This window comes from Nonomuraea sp. NPDC050153 (assembly GCF_044460125.1).
Classification (GTDB): domain Bacteria; phylum Actinomycetota; class Actinomycetes; order Streptosporangiales; family Streptosporangiaceae; genus Nonomuraea.
The window spans coordinates 750,073-765,034 of sequence record NZ_JBITJQ010000002.1; the positions used below are offsets into that span (position 1 = coordinate 750,073).

Annotated in this window: 13 protein-coding genes; 8 read left to right on the forward strand and 5 right to left on the reverse strand. The window is 71.3% G+C overall.

The features are described from left to right. Positions 1 to 30 precede the first annotated feature (30 nt). Positions 31 to 981 (forward strand): N-acetylglucosamine kinase, encoded by a 951-nt coding sequence (locus tag ACIBQ1_RS07705; RefSeq protein ID WP_397275338.1) that lies wholly within the window; start codon positions 31 to 33, stop codon positions 979 to 981. Positions 982 to 997: 16 nt separating this feature from the next. On the opposite strand, the gene ACIBQ1_RS07710 is transcribed toward ACIBQ1_RS07705, so the two are convergent. Beyond that, positions 998 to 2,068 (reverse strand): thiolase C-terminal domain-containing protein, encoded by a 1,071-nt coding sequence (locus ACIBQ1_RS07710; RefSeq protein WP_397275340.1) that lies wholly within the window; start codon positions 2,066 to 2,068, stop codon positions 998 to 1,000. Positions 2,069 to 2,229: 161 nt separating this feature from the next. Between ACIBQ1_RS07710 and ACIBQ1_RS07715 the strand changes: the two genes are divergently transcribed. Together ACIBQ1_RS07715 and ACIBQ1_RS07720 are read left to right on the forward strand one after the other, a co-directional pair. Next, positions 2,230 to 3,078, forward strand: a complete 849-nt coding sequence (locus tag ACIBQ1_RS07715) for a LysR family transcriptional regulator (protein WP_397275342.1) — start codon at positions 2,230 to 2,232, stop codon at positions 3,076 to 3,078. Positions 3,079 to 3,093: 15 nt separating this feature from the next. Continuing rightward, on the forward strand, positions 3,094 to 3,714 hold the full coding sequence (locus ACIBQ1_RS07720) for a MerR family transcriptional regulator (protein WP_397275344.1): 621 nt from the start codon (positions 3,094 to 3,096) through the stop codon (positions 3,712 to 3,714). On the opposite strand, the gene ACIBQ1_RS07725 is transcribed toward ACIBQ1_RS07720, so the two are convergent. Further along, the gene (locus ACIBQ1_RS07725) at positions 3,711 to 4,598 is read right to left on the reverse strand and encodes a hypothetical protein (protein ID WP_397275346.1); all 888 of its coding nucleotides are present in this window, start codon (positions 4,596 to 4,598) and stop codon (positions 3,711 to 3,713) included. The genes ACIBQ1_RS07720 and ACIBQ1_RS07725 overlap by 4 nt on opposite strands. 77 nt (positions 4,599 to 4,675) lie before the next feature. On the opposite strand from ACIBQ1_RS07725, the gene ACIBQ1_RS07730 reads away from it, so the two are divergent. Next, positions 4,676 to 5,089 (forward strand): TIGR03668 family PPOX class F420-dependent oxidoreductase, encoded by a 414-nt coding sequence (locus tag ACIBQ1_RS07730; protein WP_397275347.1) that lies wholly within the window; start codon positions 4,676 to 4,678, stop codon positions 5,087 to 5,089. Here the strand turns inward: ACIBQ1_RS07730 and ACIBQ1_RS07735 are convergent. Continuing rightward, the gene (locus ACIBQ1_RS07735; protein ID WP_397275348.1) at positions 5,079 to 5,753 is read right to left on the reverse strand and encodes a ThuA domain-containing protein; all 675 of its coding nucleotides are present in this window, start codon (positions 5,751 to 5,753) and stop codon (positions 5,079 to 5,081) included. The two genes, ACIBQ1_RS07730 and ACIBQ1_RS07735, sit on opposite strands and share 11 nt — an antisense overlap. 214 nt (positions 5,754 to 5,967) lie before the next feature. Here ACIBQ1_RS07735 and ACIBQ1_RS07740 point away from each other — a divergent pair, with 214 nt between their 5' ends. Beyond that, complete coding sequence (locus ACIBQ1_RS07740) at positions 5,968 to 6,816, forward strand: RNA polymerase sigma-70 factor (protein WP_397275349.1); 849 nt, start codon at positions 5,968 to 5,970, stop codon at positions 6,814 to 6,816. A 39-nt stretch (positions 6,817 to 6,855) separates the two neighbouring features. Continuing rightward, positions 6,856 to 7,617, forward strand: a complete 762-nt coding sequence (locus tag ACIBQ1_RS07745) for an SDR family oxidoreductase (protein WP_397275350.1) — start codon at positions 6,856 to 6,858, stop codon at positions 7,615 to 7,617. Between the two features lie 243 nt (positions 7,618 to 7,860). Here the strand turns inward: ACIBQ1_RS07745 and ACIBQ1_RS07750 are convergent, their stop codons facing one another. Continuing rightward, positions 7,861 to 9,246, reverse strand: coding sequence for an FAD-dependent oxidoreductase (locus ACIBQ1_RS07750; RefSeq protein WP_397275351.1), 1,386 nt, complete (start codon positions 9,244 to 9,246; stop codon positions 7,861 to 7,863). A 73-nt stretch (positions 9,247 to 9,319) separates the two neighbouring features. Here ACIBQ1_RS07750 and ACIBQ1_RS07755 point away from each other — a divergent pair, with 73 nt between their 5' ends. Together ACIBQ1_RS07755 and ACIBQ1_RS07760 are read left to right on the forward strand one after the other, a co-directional pair. Beyond that, the gene (locus tag ACIBQ1_RS07755) at positions 9,320 to 10,243 is read left to right on the forward strand and encodes a cupin domain-containing protein (protein ID WP_397275352.1); all 924 of its coding nucleotides are present in this window, start codon (positions 9,320 to 9,322) and stop codon (positions 10,241 to 10,243) included. A 384-nt stretch (positions 10,244 to 10,627) separates the two neighbouring features. Continuing rightward, positions 10,628 to 14,068, forward strand: a complete 3,441-nt coding sequence (locus ACIBQ1_RS07760) for a WD40 repeat domain-containing serine/threonine protein kinase (protein ID WP_397275353.1) — start codon at positions 10,628 to 10,630, stop codon at positions 14,066 to 14,068. Positions 14,069 to 14,235: 167 nt separating this feature from the next. Here the strand turns inward: ACIBQ1_RS07760 and ACIBQ1_RS07765 are convergent, their stop codons facing one another. Further along, complete coding sequence (locus ACIBQ1_RS07765; RefSeq protein ID WP_397275354.1) at positions 14,236 to 14,877, reverse strand: TetR/AcrR family transcriptional regulator; 642 nt, start codon at positions 14,875 to 14,877, stop codon at positions 14,236 to 14,238. Positions 14,878 to 14,962: the final 85 nt, after the last annotated feature.

Genomic DNA, 14,962 nt, shown 5'->3' on the forward strand with positions numbered 1-14,962 from the left:
CCGGTCCGCGTCAACCCCCAGACTCGGACCGTGACTGAATCGCTAGTGGTCGGTGTCGACGCCGGGGCCACCTCCACGCGGGTCGCCGTCCACGCGCTCGACGGCACCAGGGTCGGCTACGCGCGGGCCGGCGCGGGCAATCCCACTGCTCACGGGCTGGGCAAGGCCGTGGCCAACGTGGCCGCCGCGCTCGGTGAGGCGCTCGGGACGCACGACGGCCGCCGGGTCGTCGCGTCGCTGGCCGGGGTGTCGGGGCACGTGGCGGAGATGGTGCCGGAGCTGGCGAAGGTCTGGGCCGGGCACGGCATCGCGGAGGGGCCGCGCTACATGGGCGACACGCTCATCGCCTACGCCGCGGGCTCGCCGGAGCCCGACGGCTCGCTGCTGCTGTCGGGCACGGGCGCGGTGGCGGCCAGGATCGTGGACTTCCGGCTCGACGCCATCGCCGACGGGCTGGGCTGGCTGCTGGGCGACGAGGGGTCGGGCTTCTGGATCGGCCGCCAGGCAGTCAAGGAGGTGGTCGGCGCCCTCGACCGCGGCGCGGCGCCCACCGGAGCGCTGGCCGAGCTCGTGGTGGAGCACTTCCTCGGCGACGAGCGGCCCGCCGGGCCGCGTGCCGTCGCCGACCGCATCGTACGGCTGGCACAGGCCGACCACATGCGGCTGGCCGCGCTGTCCTCGCTGGTCAGCCGGGCCGCCGAGGCAGGCGACGGGGCGGCGCTCAAGGTCACGCGGGAGGCGGCCGAGCGCCTGGTCGCCACGCTCGGGCGGGTGCACGTGTCCGGCCCGGTGGTGCTCGCCGGGAGCGTGCTGACCAGCGAGGGTCCGGTACGCCACGCGGCGGTGACGCTGCTGGCGGACGAGAACGTCATGACGGCGGGCGACGCGGCGGGCGCGGCGGCCTGGCTGGCGGCCCGCGACCTGCTCCCGGAGGCGGACGCGAAGGCCCTGCACGCCGCGTTCACCGCCGTCAGCTCTTGACCACCCGTACGAGTTCTCACCGCACGAGCAGGGCCGCGCTCCCGTAGCTGCCCCCGAACCCCGTCACCAGCGCCACCTCGCGACCGTCCCGCAGCTCGCGCACGGCCTGGGCCACGTTGTTCAGGCCGTGCACGTAGCCCTCCGAGAGCAGCCCGCCGTGCGGGTTCACCCAGGCGTGGCGGCGCTCCAGCAGGTACGCCCCCAGGTCCCCGCGCGGGACCAGCCCGAAGTCCTCCAGTTGCCGGGGCACGAGCCACGAGTACGCGTCGTACGGCAGCGCCGCGTCCACGTCCGACGGCCGCATTCCGGACGCCTCCCAGAGCATGGGCGCCACGTACGCCGAGAAGATCGCGGTGACGTCCGGGGCCCGGTCCATCGACGAGCAGCCCGGACCTCCCCCGCGCACGACCGCTCGCACGCGCGGCCCGTCGAGCACGCCGCTGACCACGAGGGCGCAGGCCCCGTCGGTCTCCTGGCAGCAGTCGACCGTGCGGAGCGGGGTGCTCACGTACGGCCTGGCGAGGTAGTCGGCGAGCTCCAGTGGCTCGCGGCGCAGGGCCCGGGGGTTGGTCTTGGCGTTCTCCCTGGACTGGGCGACGACCGCGTGCAGGTGCTCCTCCGTCAGGCCCGTGTCGTGCAGGTAGCGGGTCGCGGCCAGGGCGAACAGCGGGATCGGGCCCGCCAGCCCGTACGTGAAACGCTCCTGGGGGCCGGTGGAGACGGCGTTCATGCGCTTGCCGGAACGGCCGTTAAGCGCCCGATACACCACGATATTTCGCGCTAAACCGGCGTGTATGAGCATCGCCGCGTCGCCCAGGATCGACGCCGCCTGCGTACCTCCCCCGGCGATGTCGTTGTGCCATCCGAGCCGCTCGATCCCCAGCGCCCGCGCCACCTGGACGACGGGCGCGGAGTCGTTCATGTGGTAGCTGAGCACCGCGTCCACCTCGCGAGGCTCGACCCCGGCGTCCGCGCACGCCGCCCGGCAGGCCTCGACCGCCAGCTCCAGCTCGCTCCGCCCGGACTCCCTGGTCAGGGCGGTCATCCCGACCCCGGCCACGGCCGCCCGCCCCGCGAACGGCTGCATCCTCCGCCTCCCGCGTTTCAGACAAGCGCTTGCTCGGCAAGCGTATTCAATCCGGAAATGTCGCCGCCAGTGGATAACTGAATATCTTCACGGGAGGCAGGTCCTCTTGTAATACGGAGGAGTGATCAACCGATAAGCCCATCATCACGCTGAGGTGGGGGATGGATCTACGCTACGTCCGGTACGCGATGGCGATCGCACGCGCGGGCAGTCTCCGCCGCGCCGCCACTGCGCTGCACATCGCACAGCCGACACTGTCGGAGCAGCTCAGAGCGCTGGAGAAGGAGATCGGCGTCGAGCTGTTCAGCCGGTCGTCCAGCGGCGTGCAACTGACCGTGGCGGGTGAGGCCTTCCTGGCCCAGGCCACCGTGGCGGTCGACGCCTTCGACCGCGCCGTGGCCGCCGCCAGGAGCACGGCCGAGACCGCGCGCCTGGGCGTGGCCGACGGGCTGGCGGACGTGGTCGCCCGGCTGCTCTCCCAGCTCCAGACCTCCAACCTGCGCGTGGCCCCCATGGGGACGGCCGAGCAGATCGTCTCCATCGCGGACGGCACCCTGCAGGCCGGGCTCGGCTACGCGCCGGGCTCGCTGCCCAGGGGTGTGGCCCGCATGCTGGTCCACCGTTTTCCGGTGCGCGCGCTGCTCCACCGCGAGCACCCCCTTGCCTCGTACGAGGCCCTGTCGCTGGCGGACCTGGCGGGCGAGCCACTGGTCATGCCGGAGTCCGACGCCGTGGCCGGAGCCCGCCGCTTCCTGGAGGGTTTCGTACGGCACCGCCTCCACCCCCGCCTCGGCCCGGCCGCCGCCACGCACGACCTGGTGCTCAACATGGTGGAGGAGGGCGCGGGCTACGCGCTGTGCGTCCACGAGGGCACCACGATCCCCGACACGCTCGCGTTCGTCCCGATAAAAGAGGACGTGCCGCCGCTGGAGGTGGTCTTCCTCTGGAACCGCCAGACGGACGTCCACGAGCTCCTCAGCGCGGCCCGACACCTCGCCCGATCTGGATAGCGCTATTATCTAGCGATGCGCATCTCCGAACTCAGCACCAAGTCCGGTGTGGCCATCCCGACGATCAAGTATTACCTCCGCGAGGGCCTGCTGCACCAGGGCGAGCAGACAGCCGCGACCAGAGCCGAGTACGACGAGTCCCACCTGCGCAGACTTCGCCTCATCAGAGCCCTGCTCGAAGTGGGCCGGCTCCCCGTGGCCTCGATCAAGAAGATCATCGAGGCCGTCGAGGACGAGTCTCTCCCCATCCACCTGATGCTCGGCACCGCCCACTACGCCCTGAGCGCCGCGGTCGAGCCCGAGCCCGGCGAGGAGTGGCAGATCGCCCGCGACCAGGTGGACCTCCTCATATCCGACCAGGGCTGGGACGTCTCGCCGGCCGCCCCCGCCCGTGACGAGCTGGCCCAGACGATCGTCCGGATGCGCCAGCTCGGCCTGCCCGTGGACCTGAAGCCGTACGTCGAGGTGGCGCAGAAGCTCGTGTCCGAGGTCGAGATGGACACCATCCCCTTCCACGGCCCGCGCGACGCCGCCGTGGAAGCCCTGGTGCTCGGCACCGTCCTGTACGGCAAGGCGTTCGAGGCGCTGCGCCGGATGGCCCAGGAGTCGGAGTCGGCCCGCCGCCTGTCGCCCTAGACAAGGCCGTTCTCGCGCAGCAGCGCGAGGTTGTCCACGGTGACGACCCCGCGCCAGTCGAGCGACCCGGCCGGGGAGATGCGCGCGTGGTCCACGTCCCACCCGCCGTCGTCCTTCTGCCCCCCGGCCAGCCGTACGAGGTCCGCCGCGATCACGTCGGGCTCGAAGAGGTCGCGGGCGGGCCGCCCCGGGTGCGGCGCGAAGTCCAGCGGCCGCAGCGACTCGCCCTCGATGCCGCCCTCGACCGGCACCCGCCCGTCCGCCGGGATCTGGGCGGCCAGCCGCTTGAGCAGGTCGGCCGCCCTGGGCTGGGTCTCGTACACGGCGTCGAGGAAGCGCACCGCGAACGCCAGCGCGTACGCGTGCGGCATCGTGTCGAGCGCCTGGATCGTGTCGAGGCAGTAACGCGTGGCCCGCTCCAGCCACGGATGCGCGGCCACGGCCGGGTCGTGGACCGCCACGCGGTGGGCGGCGGCCGCGGAGATCGAGGTGATCTGCAGGGACGAGGTGCGCGGGTCGCCGCCCGCCCACCAGGGCGCGGTGGCCTCGCCGACGGTGAGCGGCAGTGAGAACGGCACCCCGCCGTCCGGCAGCGTGACCGAGTCCAGCCAGTCGCACAGCGCCGCGGCCCGCGGCGAGGTCACTGGGGCGACGTCCGCGAACGCCTCGAAGGCGTGCAGCGCCGACCCCGGCTGGCTCTCGGGTGAGCGCAGGTCCGGCTCCAGGCCCCAGCCGTAGCCGCCGTCCGGGTTGCGGTAGGCCTCCAGCGCCCCCAGCACGGAGGCCGCGTCGCCGTCGCCCATGAGCAGGTCGTAGCGCCGGCGGTCCAGCACACGTGCGTGCCCGGCGAGGAAGCCGGGGATCGAGGAAAGGTTCACGTTCATGGCTTCATCGTGCCCACGTCCGCGACATGCGGTCTTGTAAGTTCCGGACCGATTGCCCGGCGGTGAGAATGGGGCGCATGGACGGCGAGCGGGCCTGCGAGAGGTTCCGGGCGGAGCGGGTGGCACGGCTGGCCACGGCGAGCGGCGACGGGACACCGCACCTGGTGCCCGTCACCTTCGCCGTCGCCGGGGACCGGGTGGTGACCGCGATCGATCACAAGCCGAAGACCACCACCGACCTGAGGCGGGTGCGCAACATCCGGGAGAACCCGCGGGTCAGCCTGCTGGCCGACCACTACGAGGACGACTGGGCCCGGCTGTGGTGGGCCCGCGCCGACGGCCTGGCCACGGTCGTGGAGGAGGGGCCGGAGCGCGAGTCGGCGCTCGACGCACTGGCGGCCAAGTACGGCCAGTATCGCGAGCACCGGCCCGGCGGCCCCGTGATCCTCGTGGACGTGACCCGCTGGAGCGGCTGGTCGTTCACTCCGTGACGGTGACGGGCCGCTTCAGCAGCCACAGCGCGGCCCGCTGGAGCATCGCCCGGTGCACCTCGTTGTCGTACGACCTGGTGTCGTGGCCCAGCGCGTCGTAGAACACCCGGCCGCGCCGCACCGGCCGCGCCCACACCAGCGGCTGGCCGTTCGAGGACGCCAGCGGCTCGACGTCCGGCAGGATGTCGAGGTCGCTGTAGACCTCGTCCACCACGTCGAAGTCCCGCAGGCCGTCAACCACCGGATGCCCGCCGTGCACCCGCACGCCCGTCCACCCCAGCGGCGGGTGGTGGGACTTGGGCCAGGTCCAGCAGCCGCCCAGGACGCGCGGCCAGCCCTGCCAGTCGTCGAAGCAGATCGACGCCGAGTGCATGCACAGCAGCCCGCCGCCCCGGTCGAGGTGGTCGAGGAGCGTGGTGCGGGCCTGCGCCGGTAAGGCGAAGCGCCACTCGTCACGCAGGTCGGCGAAGCGGTCATGGCCCATCTGCCAGCGCAGCGCGTTGACGGTGATGAGCTGGACCTCCGACGGCTCGCTCAGCGCGCCCGCGATGTCCTCGGTGATCTCCGACTCGACCCCCACCTCGGCCAGCACTTCCGCGAGCGCGGCCGACGTGGCGGCGAAGTCGTGGAACAGGCCTCCTGACAGGATCAGATTTCTCGCCACTCGCCAAGCTCATCATGCTTACCGCAGCTTTTCCACCCCGTGAGCTGTCACATCCCGCGCGGCCGCCCCGTCCCGCTCCCGATCGGCGCCGTCCGGCAGGCCGCGCCGTCCGGCAGGCCGCGCCGTCCGGCAGGCCGCGCCGGACGCGCCGGACGCGGTGGTGCGCGGCCCCCCGGCCCGCCTCCCTCTCCGGCGACCAGGCATGATTCGGGCCGTGGAGGATTTCGAGGAGCACCGTCCCATGCTGCTCGGGCTGGCCTACCGCCTGCTCGGCAGCATGTGGGACGCCGAGGACGTGGTGCAGGAGGCCTGGCTGCGCTGGCAGGGCACCGACCGGAGCGAGATCAGGGAGCCGCGCGCCTTCCTGGTGACCGTGGTCTCGCGGCTGGCGCTCGACCAGCTGCGCTCGGCGCGGGTCAAGCGCGAGGCGTACACGGGGCCGTGGCTGCCCGAGCCGGTGATGACGGCGGAGGCGGGTCCGCTGGACACGGCCGAGCTGCGTGACACCGTCTCGTACGCGACCCTGCACATGATGGAGCGGCTGTCGCCGCCCGAGCGGGCGGTGTTCGTGCTGCGGGAGGCGTTCGAGCTCCCGTACGACGAGATCGCGGAGATCGTCGGCACCTCCCTGGCCAACGCCAGGCAGCTGCACCACCGGGCCGCCACCCGGCTCGCCGAGGGGCGCGACCGGTTCCGCCCCACGACCGAGGACCACACCAGGTTGCTGACGAAGTTCATGGACGCGGCGGCGGGCGGCGACCTCACGGCGCTCACCGAGTTGCTCCACGAGGACGTCGTGTCCTACAACGACGGCGGCGGCAAGGTCAGGGCCGCGCTGCGGCCGATCTTCGGGCGCCGCAAGGTGATGGCGTTCCTCAACGGCCTGCTCAGCCGGTACGACTTCTCGGACGCCCGGTTGATCGAGGTCAACGGCCAGCCGGCGGTCTGGACGCGGGTCGCGGGCCACCGCCAGGTGGTGCTGATCGACATCCGCGACGGACTCATCACGGGCATCTACGGCCTGCTCAACCCCGACAAGCTCACCCGCGTCGGCCCCGGCTGAACGTCACGGACGCCGGCCTGCCGATCTATAGTCGCCCCTATGGATCTCGGCATCTCGGGCAAGGTCGCCCTCGTCACCGGAGGCAGCGCGGGCATCGGGCTCGCCGCCGCCAAGAGCCTCGCGCGGGAGGGCTGCGACGTCTGCGTGGCCGCCCGCAACCCGGAGCGGCTCGCGGAGGCGGTCGTGCAGCTGCAGGAGTACGGCAAGGTCGTGCACGCCGTGCTGGCCGACGTGGAGGACCCGAGCGCGGCCCGGCGGGTGGTCGAGGAGACGCGTGACGTGCTCGGCCCGATCGACATCCTGGTGGCCAGCTCCGGCGGGCCGCCGGCCGGCCGCTTCGACGAGACGAGCCTGGCCGACTGGGACGTCGCCGTCCAGCGCAACCTGCTCGGCACCGTACGCCTGATGTACGCGGTCCTGCCCGAGATGCGCTCGCGCGGCTGGGGCCGCATCGTCACCATCACCAGCAGGTCGGCCCGCGAGGCGCTGGACGGCCTGGCGCTGTCCAACGCCACCCGCTCGGCCGTGGCCGGCGTCGTGCGCACGCTGGCCCGCGAGGTGGCCCGCGACGGCGTGCTGGTCAACAACGTGATGCCGGGTCCGATCGACACCGACCGGCTGCGGGAGCTGGCGGGCGACGAGGAAGGGCTGGCCCGGCGGGGCGAGGGGGTGCCGGTCGGGCGCGTCGGCAGCCCGGAGGAGGTCGGCGACGTGGTGGCGTTCCTGGCCAGCGAGCGGGCCTCGTTCGTGAACGGGATCTCGATGCTGGTGGACGGCGGCGAGAGCCGCGTCATCGCGTAACGGCAGGCCGCAGATCTCCTCGGCCGCGAGGCCGTCATCCGGTCGCGGCCGGCCGTGTGGGCGGATGATCAGTCGGTGTCGTCGACATCCGCTGCCATTTTGTCTCATGGCTGGACGGCAGTTGCCTCGTGCCCCGACGCGGGTTTCCGGCGATGCCAGGTGAAGGGCGTCGCGGCATGCGATGTGGGCCTGACAGCACACCGTGCCCGGGTGGGTGCCCGCCGCGGGCGGGGCCGGGCCGGGTCAGGGAAGGACCTTGTCGAAGACCTCGTTGAGGGCTTCGGTCGAGCTCGGGTGGGTGTAGATCGAGTCGCGGAGCTGCGTGGCCGTGATGTGGTGCCGCATCGCCAGCGCGACGGTGTTGATGATCTCCTGCGCGTCGATGCTGAGCAGGGCGGCCCCGAGGATGAGATCGGTGTCCGAGTCCACGATGAACTTCATGACGCCGCGGGTCTCCTCGACCGTGTAGGCGCGGGGCATGGCCACGATGTCCGCGACCTTCTCCCGCGAGACCTTGATGTTCAACCCCTGTGCGCGCGCCTGGTTCTCGGTCAGTCCCACCGTGGCGAGCGGGGGCGTGATGAACAGGGTGTGAGGCACTGCCGTGCGGTCGCTCGTGGTGCGCTTGCCTTCACCCACGAGCTGGTCCAGGACGATGCGTGCGTCGTCCAGGGAGATGTAGGTGAACTGCTCGCCGCCGTTGACGTCGCCGAGTGCGTAGATGTGCGGTTGGCTGCTGCGCAGGTACTCATCGACCACGATCGCACCGTTCGGTGCGGTACGGACGCCGGCGGCGTCGAGCCGGAGGCCGTCCGTGACGGGCCGGCGCCCGGTGGCGGGCAGCAGCGCGGAGGCCTCCACGGTGTGGGTCCGCCCGGCCTTCTCGTAGACGACGGTGGAGACGGCGCCGCTGTCACGCACCTCGGTGACTTTCGCGCCGGTGATGACGCGGATGCCGTCGCCGGTGAGGATCTCCCCGACGGACCCGGCGATGTCCTCGTCCTCCCGCGGCAGGAGCCGGTCGGCCGCTTCGAGGACCGTCACCTCGCTGCCGAAGTGCCGGTAGATCCCCGCGAACTCCAGGCCGAGGTATCCGCCTCCCAGGACCACGAGACGTTCGGGCAGGTTCTGCGTTTGGGTGAGCTCCGCACTGGAGACCAGGTGGGAGCTGCTCGCCAGGCCGGGAATCGGGGGGATCACCGGCTCCGACCCGGTGTTGACCAGGATCGTGGGGGCGGTGACGGTGATTCGGTCCGGTCCCTCCCCGACGGCGACGGTGTGCGGATCGACGAACCGGGCCGTGCCGGTGATGACCGTCGCGGTGTCCCTGCCGTTCAGCGCCTCGAAGTTGCCGGCGCGGAAGGCACTGGTCAGCGCGCGGACTCCGGCGACCGAGTGGGCGAAGAACTCCTGGGCGTCGTCCTTGAGGCGTTTGGCGTCGGCGTAGTGGACGAGCATCTTGGTCGGAACACAGCCGACGTTCGGGCAGGTCCCGCCGTACATGTTCGCGGACCGCTCGATCAGGACCACGCGACGGCCGGCGTCGGCGAGCACGTGAGCGGCGGTCTTGCCCCCCTTGCCGAAGCCGATGACCAGGACATCCGCGGTGAGTGGTGTGGTGATCTCCATGCATCGAGTCTGCGGCCCGGCCACTGGTACAAATAGACTCGAACGTCTCACTCTCCTGCCCGAAAGTCTCACCGTGGACTCAGTCAGCCGACTGCTGCGCCTGGCCCGGCTCAGGGCCGACCTCGACAAACACTGCCTGCTCGGGGCCGGCACCAGGATGGAGGTGTCGGCTCACGGCGAGTTGGAGGCGCCCTTCCACGTGCTGCTGGAAGGCACATGCCGGCTGCAGGTGGGCACGGTCCTGCTCGACCTGCGCCCCGGGGACGTGGTGATGATCCCGAGCGGCGCTCCGCACCGGGTGATCACCGACGGCGAAGCCGGCCCGACGGGGACGGCGGAGACGGCCGGCGACGTGTTCGTGACCACGCGCAGCGAGCACGGCGGGGAGCCCGTCATCGACCTGTTCTGCGGGCACTACACCTTCGACGCCGGTACGGGCTCACTGCTGTTCGCGAGCCTGCCCGACCCGGTGCACGTCTCCTTCAGGCAGTCGGCCGAGAGCGACGAAGTGCTGCGCATGCTGAGCGCCCTGATGCGCGGTGAGGCGCGACGCGAGGGCGAGGGCACCGCGGCGATCCTCTCCGCCCTGTGCACCGTGCTGCTGGCGATGGTGCTGCGCACCGCGCAGGGCGACACCACACGGACCACCCTGTGGACCGCGGCGGCCGACGGCCGCATCGCGTCGGCCGTCGAAGGCATGCTCAGCGCCCCCGGAGCAGACTGGACGATCGAACGGCTCAGCCGCACGGCCGCCATGTCCCGCGCCACTTTCCTGCGCCACTTCACCCGGGACACCGGGATGACCGTGGGCGTCTTCCTCACCCGGGCACGGCTGATGGCGGCAACGGAACTGCTCACCACCACCGACGCCACCGTCGCGACCGTCGCCGGCCAGGTCGGCTACTACTCCGAGTCCGCGTTCTCACGGGCCTTCCGGGCCCACCTCGGCACGACACCCGCCCGCTTCCGGCGCGAGAATGCGCTGCGCGGGGTGTGACGGGTCCGGCAAAATCGTGTCTGCGGTCGGTCGCTTCCCGTCGTGCGGACGATGATCACTGCGGCGTCGACCTGGACCACCTGCACCGCACCATGATCGATAACCCTGACCTGCTTCCCGATCGCACCTGGACCAGGGTCGTCGACCTGGCTCAGAAGTCGGGCATCCTCACCGCGGCCATGTTGCGCAAGATGCGCCACTTCCACGCCACCGAACTCCTGGCGGCCACCCGGACTTTGAGCCAGATCCGCATGTCACCGACAAACCAAGCTGGGTTACGCGGTGGCCGTACCCTTCGGGGCTTTGCTCCGCGGTGCCCCGCCGCGGTGCCCCGCCCCGTGGTACGAAATATCACCAAACGGCCTTGGCGAAGAAAGGATCTTGATGGCCCCTCTGGCTCCCTCCGATCCGCACCGCCTGGGGCGTTACTGGCTGGCCGGCCGCCTGGGCCAAGGCGGTCAGGGCGTGGTCTACGAGGCGTACGACGACAACGGCGAGCGGGTCGCGGTCAAGGTGCCCAGGTTCGACAGCGCGCAGGCTCGGGCCAGGCTGGCCAAGGAGGGCGCGGCGGCCGAGAGGGTGGCCTCGTTCTGCACCGCGCGGGTGATCGAGGCCCGGGTGGACGTGCCCGTTCCGTACATCGTCAGCGAGTTCGTGCCGGGACCCAACCTGCGGCAGGTCGTGGCCGAGTCCGGGGCCTACCGAGGGGACCGGCTGCGCCGCCTGGCCATCGGCGTGGCGACCGCGCTGACCGCCATCCACCGGGCAGGGATCGTGCACCGCGATCTCAAGCCTGACAACATCATCCTCGGCCCCGACGGCCCGCGGGTGATCGACTTCGGGGTGGCCAGGGAGGTCGGGCCGACGACGAGCGGGCCGCTCATGGGTACGCCCGCCTACATGCCGCCTGAGGTGTTCTCCGGGTACGGCGCCACCGAGGCGGCCGACCTGTGGGCCTGGGCGATGGTGGTGCTCTTCGCGGCCCGGGGAGGCGACGTGATCGCGCCGGGCGAGCCGATGACGGTCGTCGGCCGCGTGCTCGCCTTCGAACCTGACACCGCCGGGCTCCCCGACCCGCTCGGCCCTCTCGTGACCGCCTCACTCGCCGCGGACCCCGGTGCACGGCCTGCTGCCAAGGACGTCCTGCTGCGTCTCGTCGGTGAGGACGAGAGCGAGAGCCACGACCTGCTCACCTGGGGCAGCACGCAGGCGGGAACATTGCGCGGCCCGGCCGAGCCCGACCTGGGCGCGATCGCCGAGGAGCTCTACGGCCTGCTGACCGAGGCGGAACGCGCGAGCACGCCCGAGGTCTTCCTGCGGATGGTCGACGGCGACACGCTCAGGCCGGTCGCCAGGGACGAACTGCCGGAGACGGAGGCCGTCGACGCGATGCTGGCCGTGTTCGCCGCCGCCGGCCTGGTCGCAAGCACCGGCACGGCCTACGAACTGGCCCGGCCCGGCCTTCTCCACGCCTGGCCCAGGCTCCGCGACTGGGTGGCGGGCAACCGCGAGGGACTTCCCGTGCACCGCCGCCTCGCCAACGCCGCCGCCGAGTGGGAGTCGCACGGCAGGAGATCCGCCGATCTGATGCACGGCTCGGCCCTGGACCGGACGCTCCACTGGGCCGCGGCCGAGCGCAAGGACCTCACGCTGGCCAGGCGCGAACGCGAATACCTCGACGCCGCCTCCCGGCAGGCGCGCAGGCAGTCCAGGCGGCGCAACCTGGTCGCGGCCGCGCTGGCCGTGCTGCTGGTGGCCGCGCTCGGCGGGCTGGGCACGGCCGAATATCTGCGCAGGGAGTCCAATCGGCAGCGTGACGACGCCCGTTCCAGGGAGTTGGTCCTGCGCGCTGCCGACCTGAGGGAGGTCCAGCCCGAGCTGGCGCGGCTGCTCAGCGTCGCGGCCTGGCGGCTGAGCCCGGAACTGCCGGAAACGCGCGGCGCGCTCTACGACTCCGTCTCGCAGTCCACGGCACACATCTCGGGCGACGCCTCGATCCCCGACGCGGAGATACGGTCGCTCAGCCAGGATGGCCGCACGCTCGTGGCGGTCGGGAGTGGCAGGGCCCAGATCTGGGACGTCTCCAGTTGGCGCCGCCTGCGTGAGTTCTCCGGGCTCGGCGGGAGCCTGTACAAGGTCGCGCTGAGTCCGGACGGCCGCGTCATGGCCGTGCAGGGCCGCAAAGGCGTGCGGCTGTGGGACGTCGGCGCGGGCCGTCCGCTCGGCGGCTGGTTCGCCGCCAAAGCCGAGTTTTCCGACGAGCTCGGCAGGCTGGAGTTCGACGGGATTGGGCGCCTGCTGAGCGTCCCTGTCGGTTCGACCAGCGAGCAGTTGTGGGATGTCGCCACTCGCCGACGGCGCACCACGCCGTCAGGAGTGGCACTGACCGCCATCAGCGCGGACGGCCGCCTTGGGTTCGCGTCCACGGGGTCGGGCGAGCGGGCTGAGCTGTGGGATCTGCGCCGCGGCGTCCGCGTGCGCGCGTCCTGGTTGCCGCGTGCCGGGATCGTGCTCAAGGCCAGGTTCAGTGAGGATGGGCGGGGGCTGGCCGTCGTCGAACGGGTGCCGGGCTCGGATCAGTCCAAGATGCGCGCGTTCCACCTGGATACGGGGTCCACCTGGCTGATCGAGGAAGGCAGGCTGGAGCAGAGCTTCGGCTATGGCTTCGACGACCGTTACGTCGCCGCCTGGGGGTGGACGGGAGAGGTGACGGTGTGGCGGCGGGCTAGCGGGCAGGCCGTGTTGCGCGCCAAGCTGTCGGACTACGTCAGCGAGGTCCGTTTCGACGCTGCGGGCCGGACGCTGCGCGTCATGACCGACCGCGGCCTCGTCCACACGATTGACGTCGCCTATCTCTTCGACCGCTCGCTCACCGATCACGCACCGGACGACATGCTTCCAGGCCCCAGGGCACGGGTCTTGGCCGTCAAGCGGTCCGGGACCCTGAACCTGCTGGACACGGCATCGGGTCGGCCGCTGGTCCCGTCGATCGGCACGAAGGACTCCGAGACCGCGATGGCGTTCAGCCCCGACGGCAGGCGGCTGGCCATCGTCGACGGCACCACAGTGCGGGTCATCGACACAGGCTCGGGCGAGGTCACGGCCCCGTTCCTGCTCACCGCCAAGCGGGCGACGCAGTCGGAACAGATTGCCTTCAGCCGGGACGGGCGCACGCTGGCCGTCATCCCGTCCGGGAACAACGGTCAACTCCCGCTGGAGTTGCTGGATCTGGAAAGCGGATCGTCCAGGGTCACCGCGATCTCGGGGCCAGGGCCGATGGAGTTCCTGCCGAACGGTCGGCTGATCATGTCATTTCCCGACGTCAAGATCGTCGATCCGGTGAAGGGCACGTCCGCCGCCCCGATCCCCGTCTCAGGCACCTTCGCTGTGGCCGCGGACGGCAGTAGGATCGCGCTCAATCAGCCTGACGGGATCTCTCTCTGGGACGGGGAACTCAAGACCCGGCTCGGCTCCTTCCCGTACGTCCCCGACGGCGACCCGCAGATGCTCACCTGGTCGCCCGACAAGAGCATGATCGCCGGCTTCCAGGGCGGCGCGCGCATCAGGCTGTGGGACGTCGCGAGCAGGCGCCCTCTGGGTGTGGTATTCGACGGGCTGGGCGGCGACACGAACGGGCTCTGGCTGGAGTTTTCCGCCGACGGCAGGAAGCTCGTCAGCCTTACGGATGACGGGACGCTCCGCACGCACGACCTCGATGAGCATCGCGTGGCGGGGACAGTGTGCGAGCGGGCCGGGCGCGGGCTCACCGCCGAGGACTGGCGGACGTATCTGCCCGAGATCGAGCCCTTCCGCCTTTGCTCTTAGCTTGTCTTTCACATGCGCGACGAGCGGGGAAGGCGAGGTCGTCGTATAGATGATCTTGATGGAAGCCGTGCAGTCCGACGCAGGCCCGGCGTCGGGCCGAGGGTCGGCCGACCGGGTCGTCAGCGTCGGCGGCGGGCGAGGCTCGTCTTCCCGCGCAACCGGCTGCCCTACGAAGACCGTTCCGGTTCGTCAAGGAGGGGAGCTGCGGGGGTGGATGCCTGGTGGAGGCGAGTCAGGGCCACGGCGCGGGCTTGCGAGAAGGTGTCGTGGCGGTTGTGGAGAGTGGCGTTGAGGTTCGCGGCCATGGCCAGGGCGTCGAGTTCGGTGGCCAGGAGCCAGGCGTCGGTGTCGGCGGTGAAGTGGCCCAGTTCCCGTGCCTGGTCGATGACGTGCTCGTGGAGTTGGAGCCAGGCCAGGTGTGAGCGGGCGATGGCGTCCCTGACGGGTCCGGGGCGGGCGTGGAATTCGAAGGCGACCATGGAGGTGAAGCAGCCGCCCGGTACGTCGCGGCGCCGCATGCACTCCAGGCGCGCCTCCCACAGCCTCCAGGCCTGGGGCGCGCCCGGCTCGGCCTGCAGCGCGGGCGTGATGACGGTGTCGAGGAACACGTGATCGGCGGTGTCGATCACGGCGAGCTGCAACTCCTCCTTGGTGGGGAAGTGGTTGAAGATGCCGCTCTTGCTCATCTGCAGATCGTTGGCCAGCCGGCCGATCGTGACGCCTTCCAGGCCGTGTACGGACGCCAAGTCCATGGCATAGCGCAGGATCGCCTGGCGCCGCTCCTCGCCCTTGACCAGGCGAAGATCCACTCGATCGCTCACTGATAGGCACCGGTCTTTCGGGTCACGCTGTCCGACCGATCGGTCAGCAGTTTCTACGATACCCCTTCCCTCA

What these genes read in the sequence shown, in the direction of transcription:
- ACIBQ1_RS07710 (WP_397275340.1), bottom strand. Translation starts at nt 2,068, where the DNA reads ATGCAGCCGTTCGCGGGGCGGGCGGCCGTGGCCGGGGTCGGGATGACC.
- ACIBQ1_RS07715 (WP_397275342.1), top strand. Translation starts at nt 2,230, where the DNA reads ATGGATCTACGCTACGTCCGGTACGCGATGGCGATCGCACGCGCGGGC.
- ACIBQ1_RS07720 (WP_397275344.1), top strand. Translation starts at nt 3,094, where the DNA reads ATGCGCATCTCCGAACTCAGCACCAAGTCCGGTGTGGCCATCCCGACG.
- ACIBQ1_RS07725 (WP_397275346.1), bottom strand. Translation starts at nt 4,598, where the DNA reads ATGAACGTGAACCTTTCCTCGATCCCCGGCTTCCTCGCCGGGCACGCA.
- ACIBQ1_RS07730 (WP_397275347.1), top strand. Translation starts at nt 4,676, where the DNA reads ATGGACGGCGAGCGGGCCTGCGAGAGGTTCCGGGCGGAGCGGGTGGCA.
- ACIBQ1_RS07745 (WP_397275350.1), top strand. Translation starts at nt 6,856, where the DNA reads ATGGATCTCGGCATCTCGGGCAAGGTCGCCCTCGTCACCGGAGGCAGC.
- ACIBQ1_RS07750 (WP_397275351.1), bottom strand. Translation starts at nt 9,246, where the DNA reads ATGGAGATCACCACACCACTCACCGCGGATGTCCTGGTCATCGGCTTC.
- ACIBQ1_RS07760 (WP_397275353.1), top strand. Translation starts at nt 10,628, where the DNA reads ATGGCCCCTCTGGCTCCCTCCGATCCGCACCGCCTGGGGCGTTACTGG.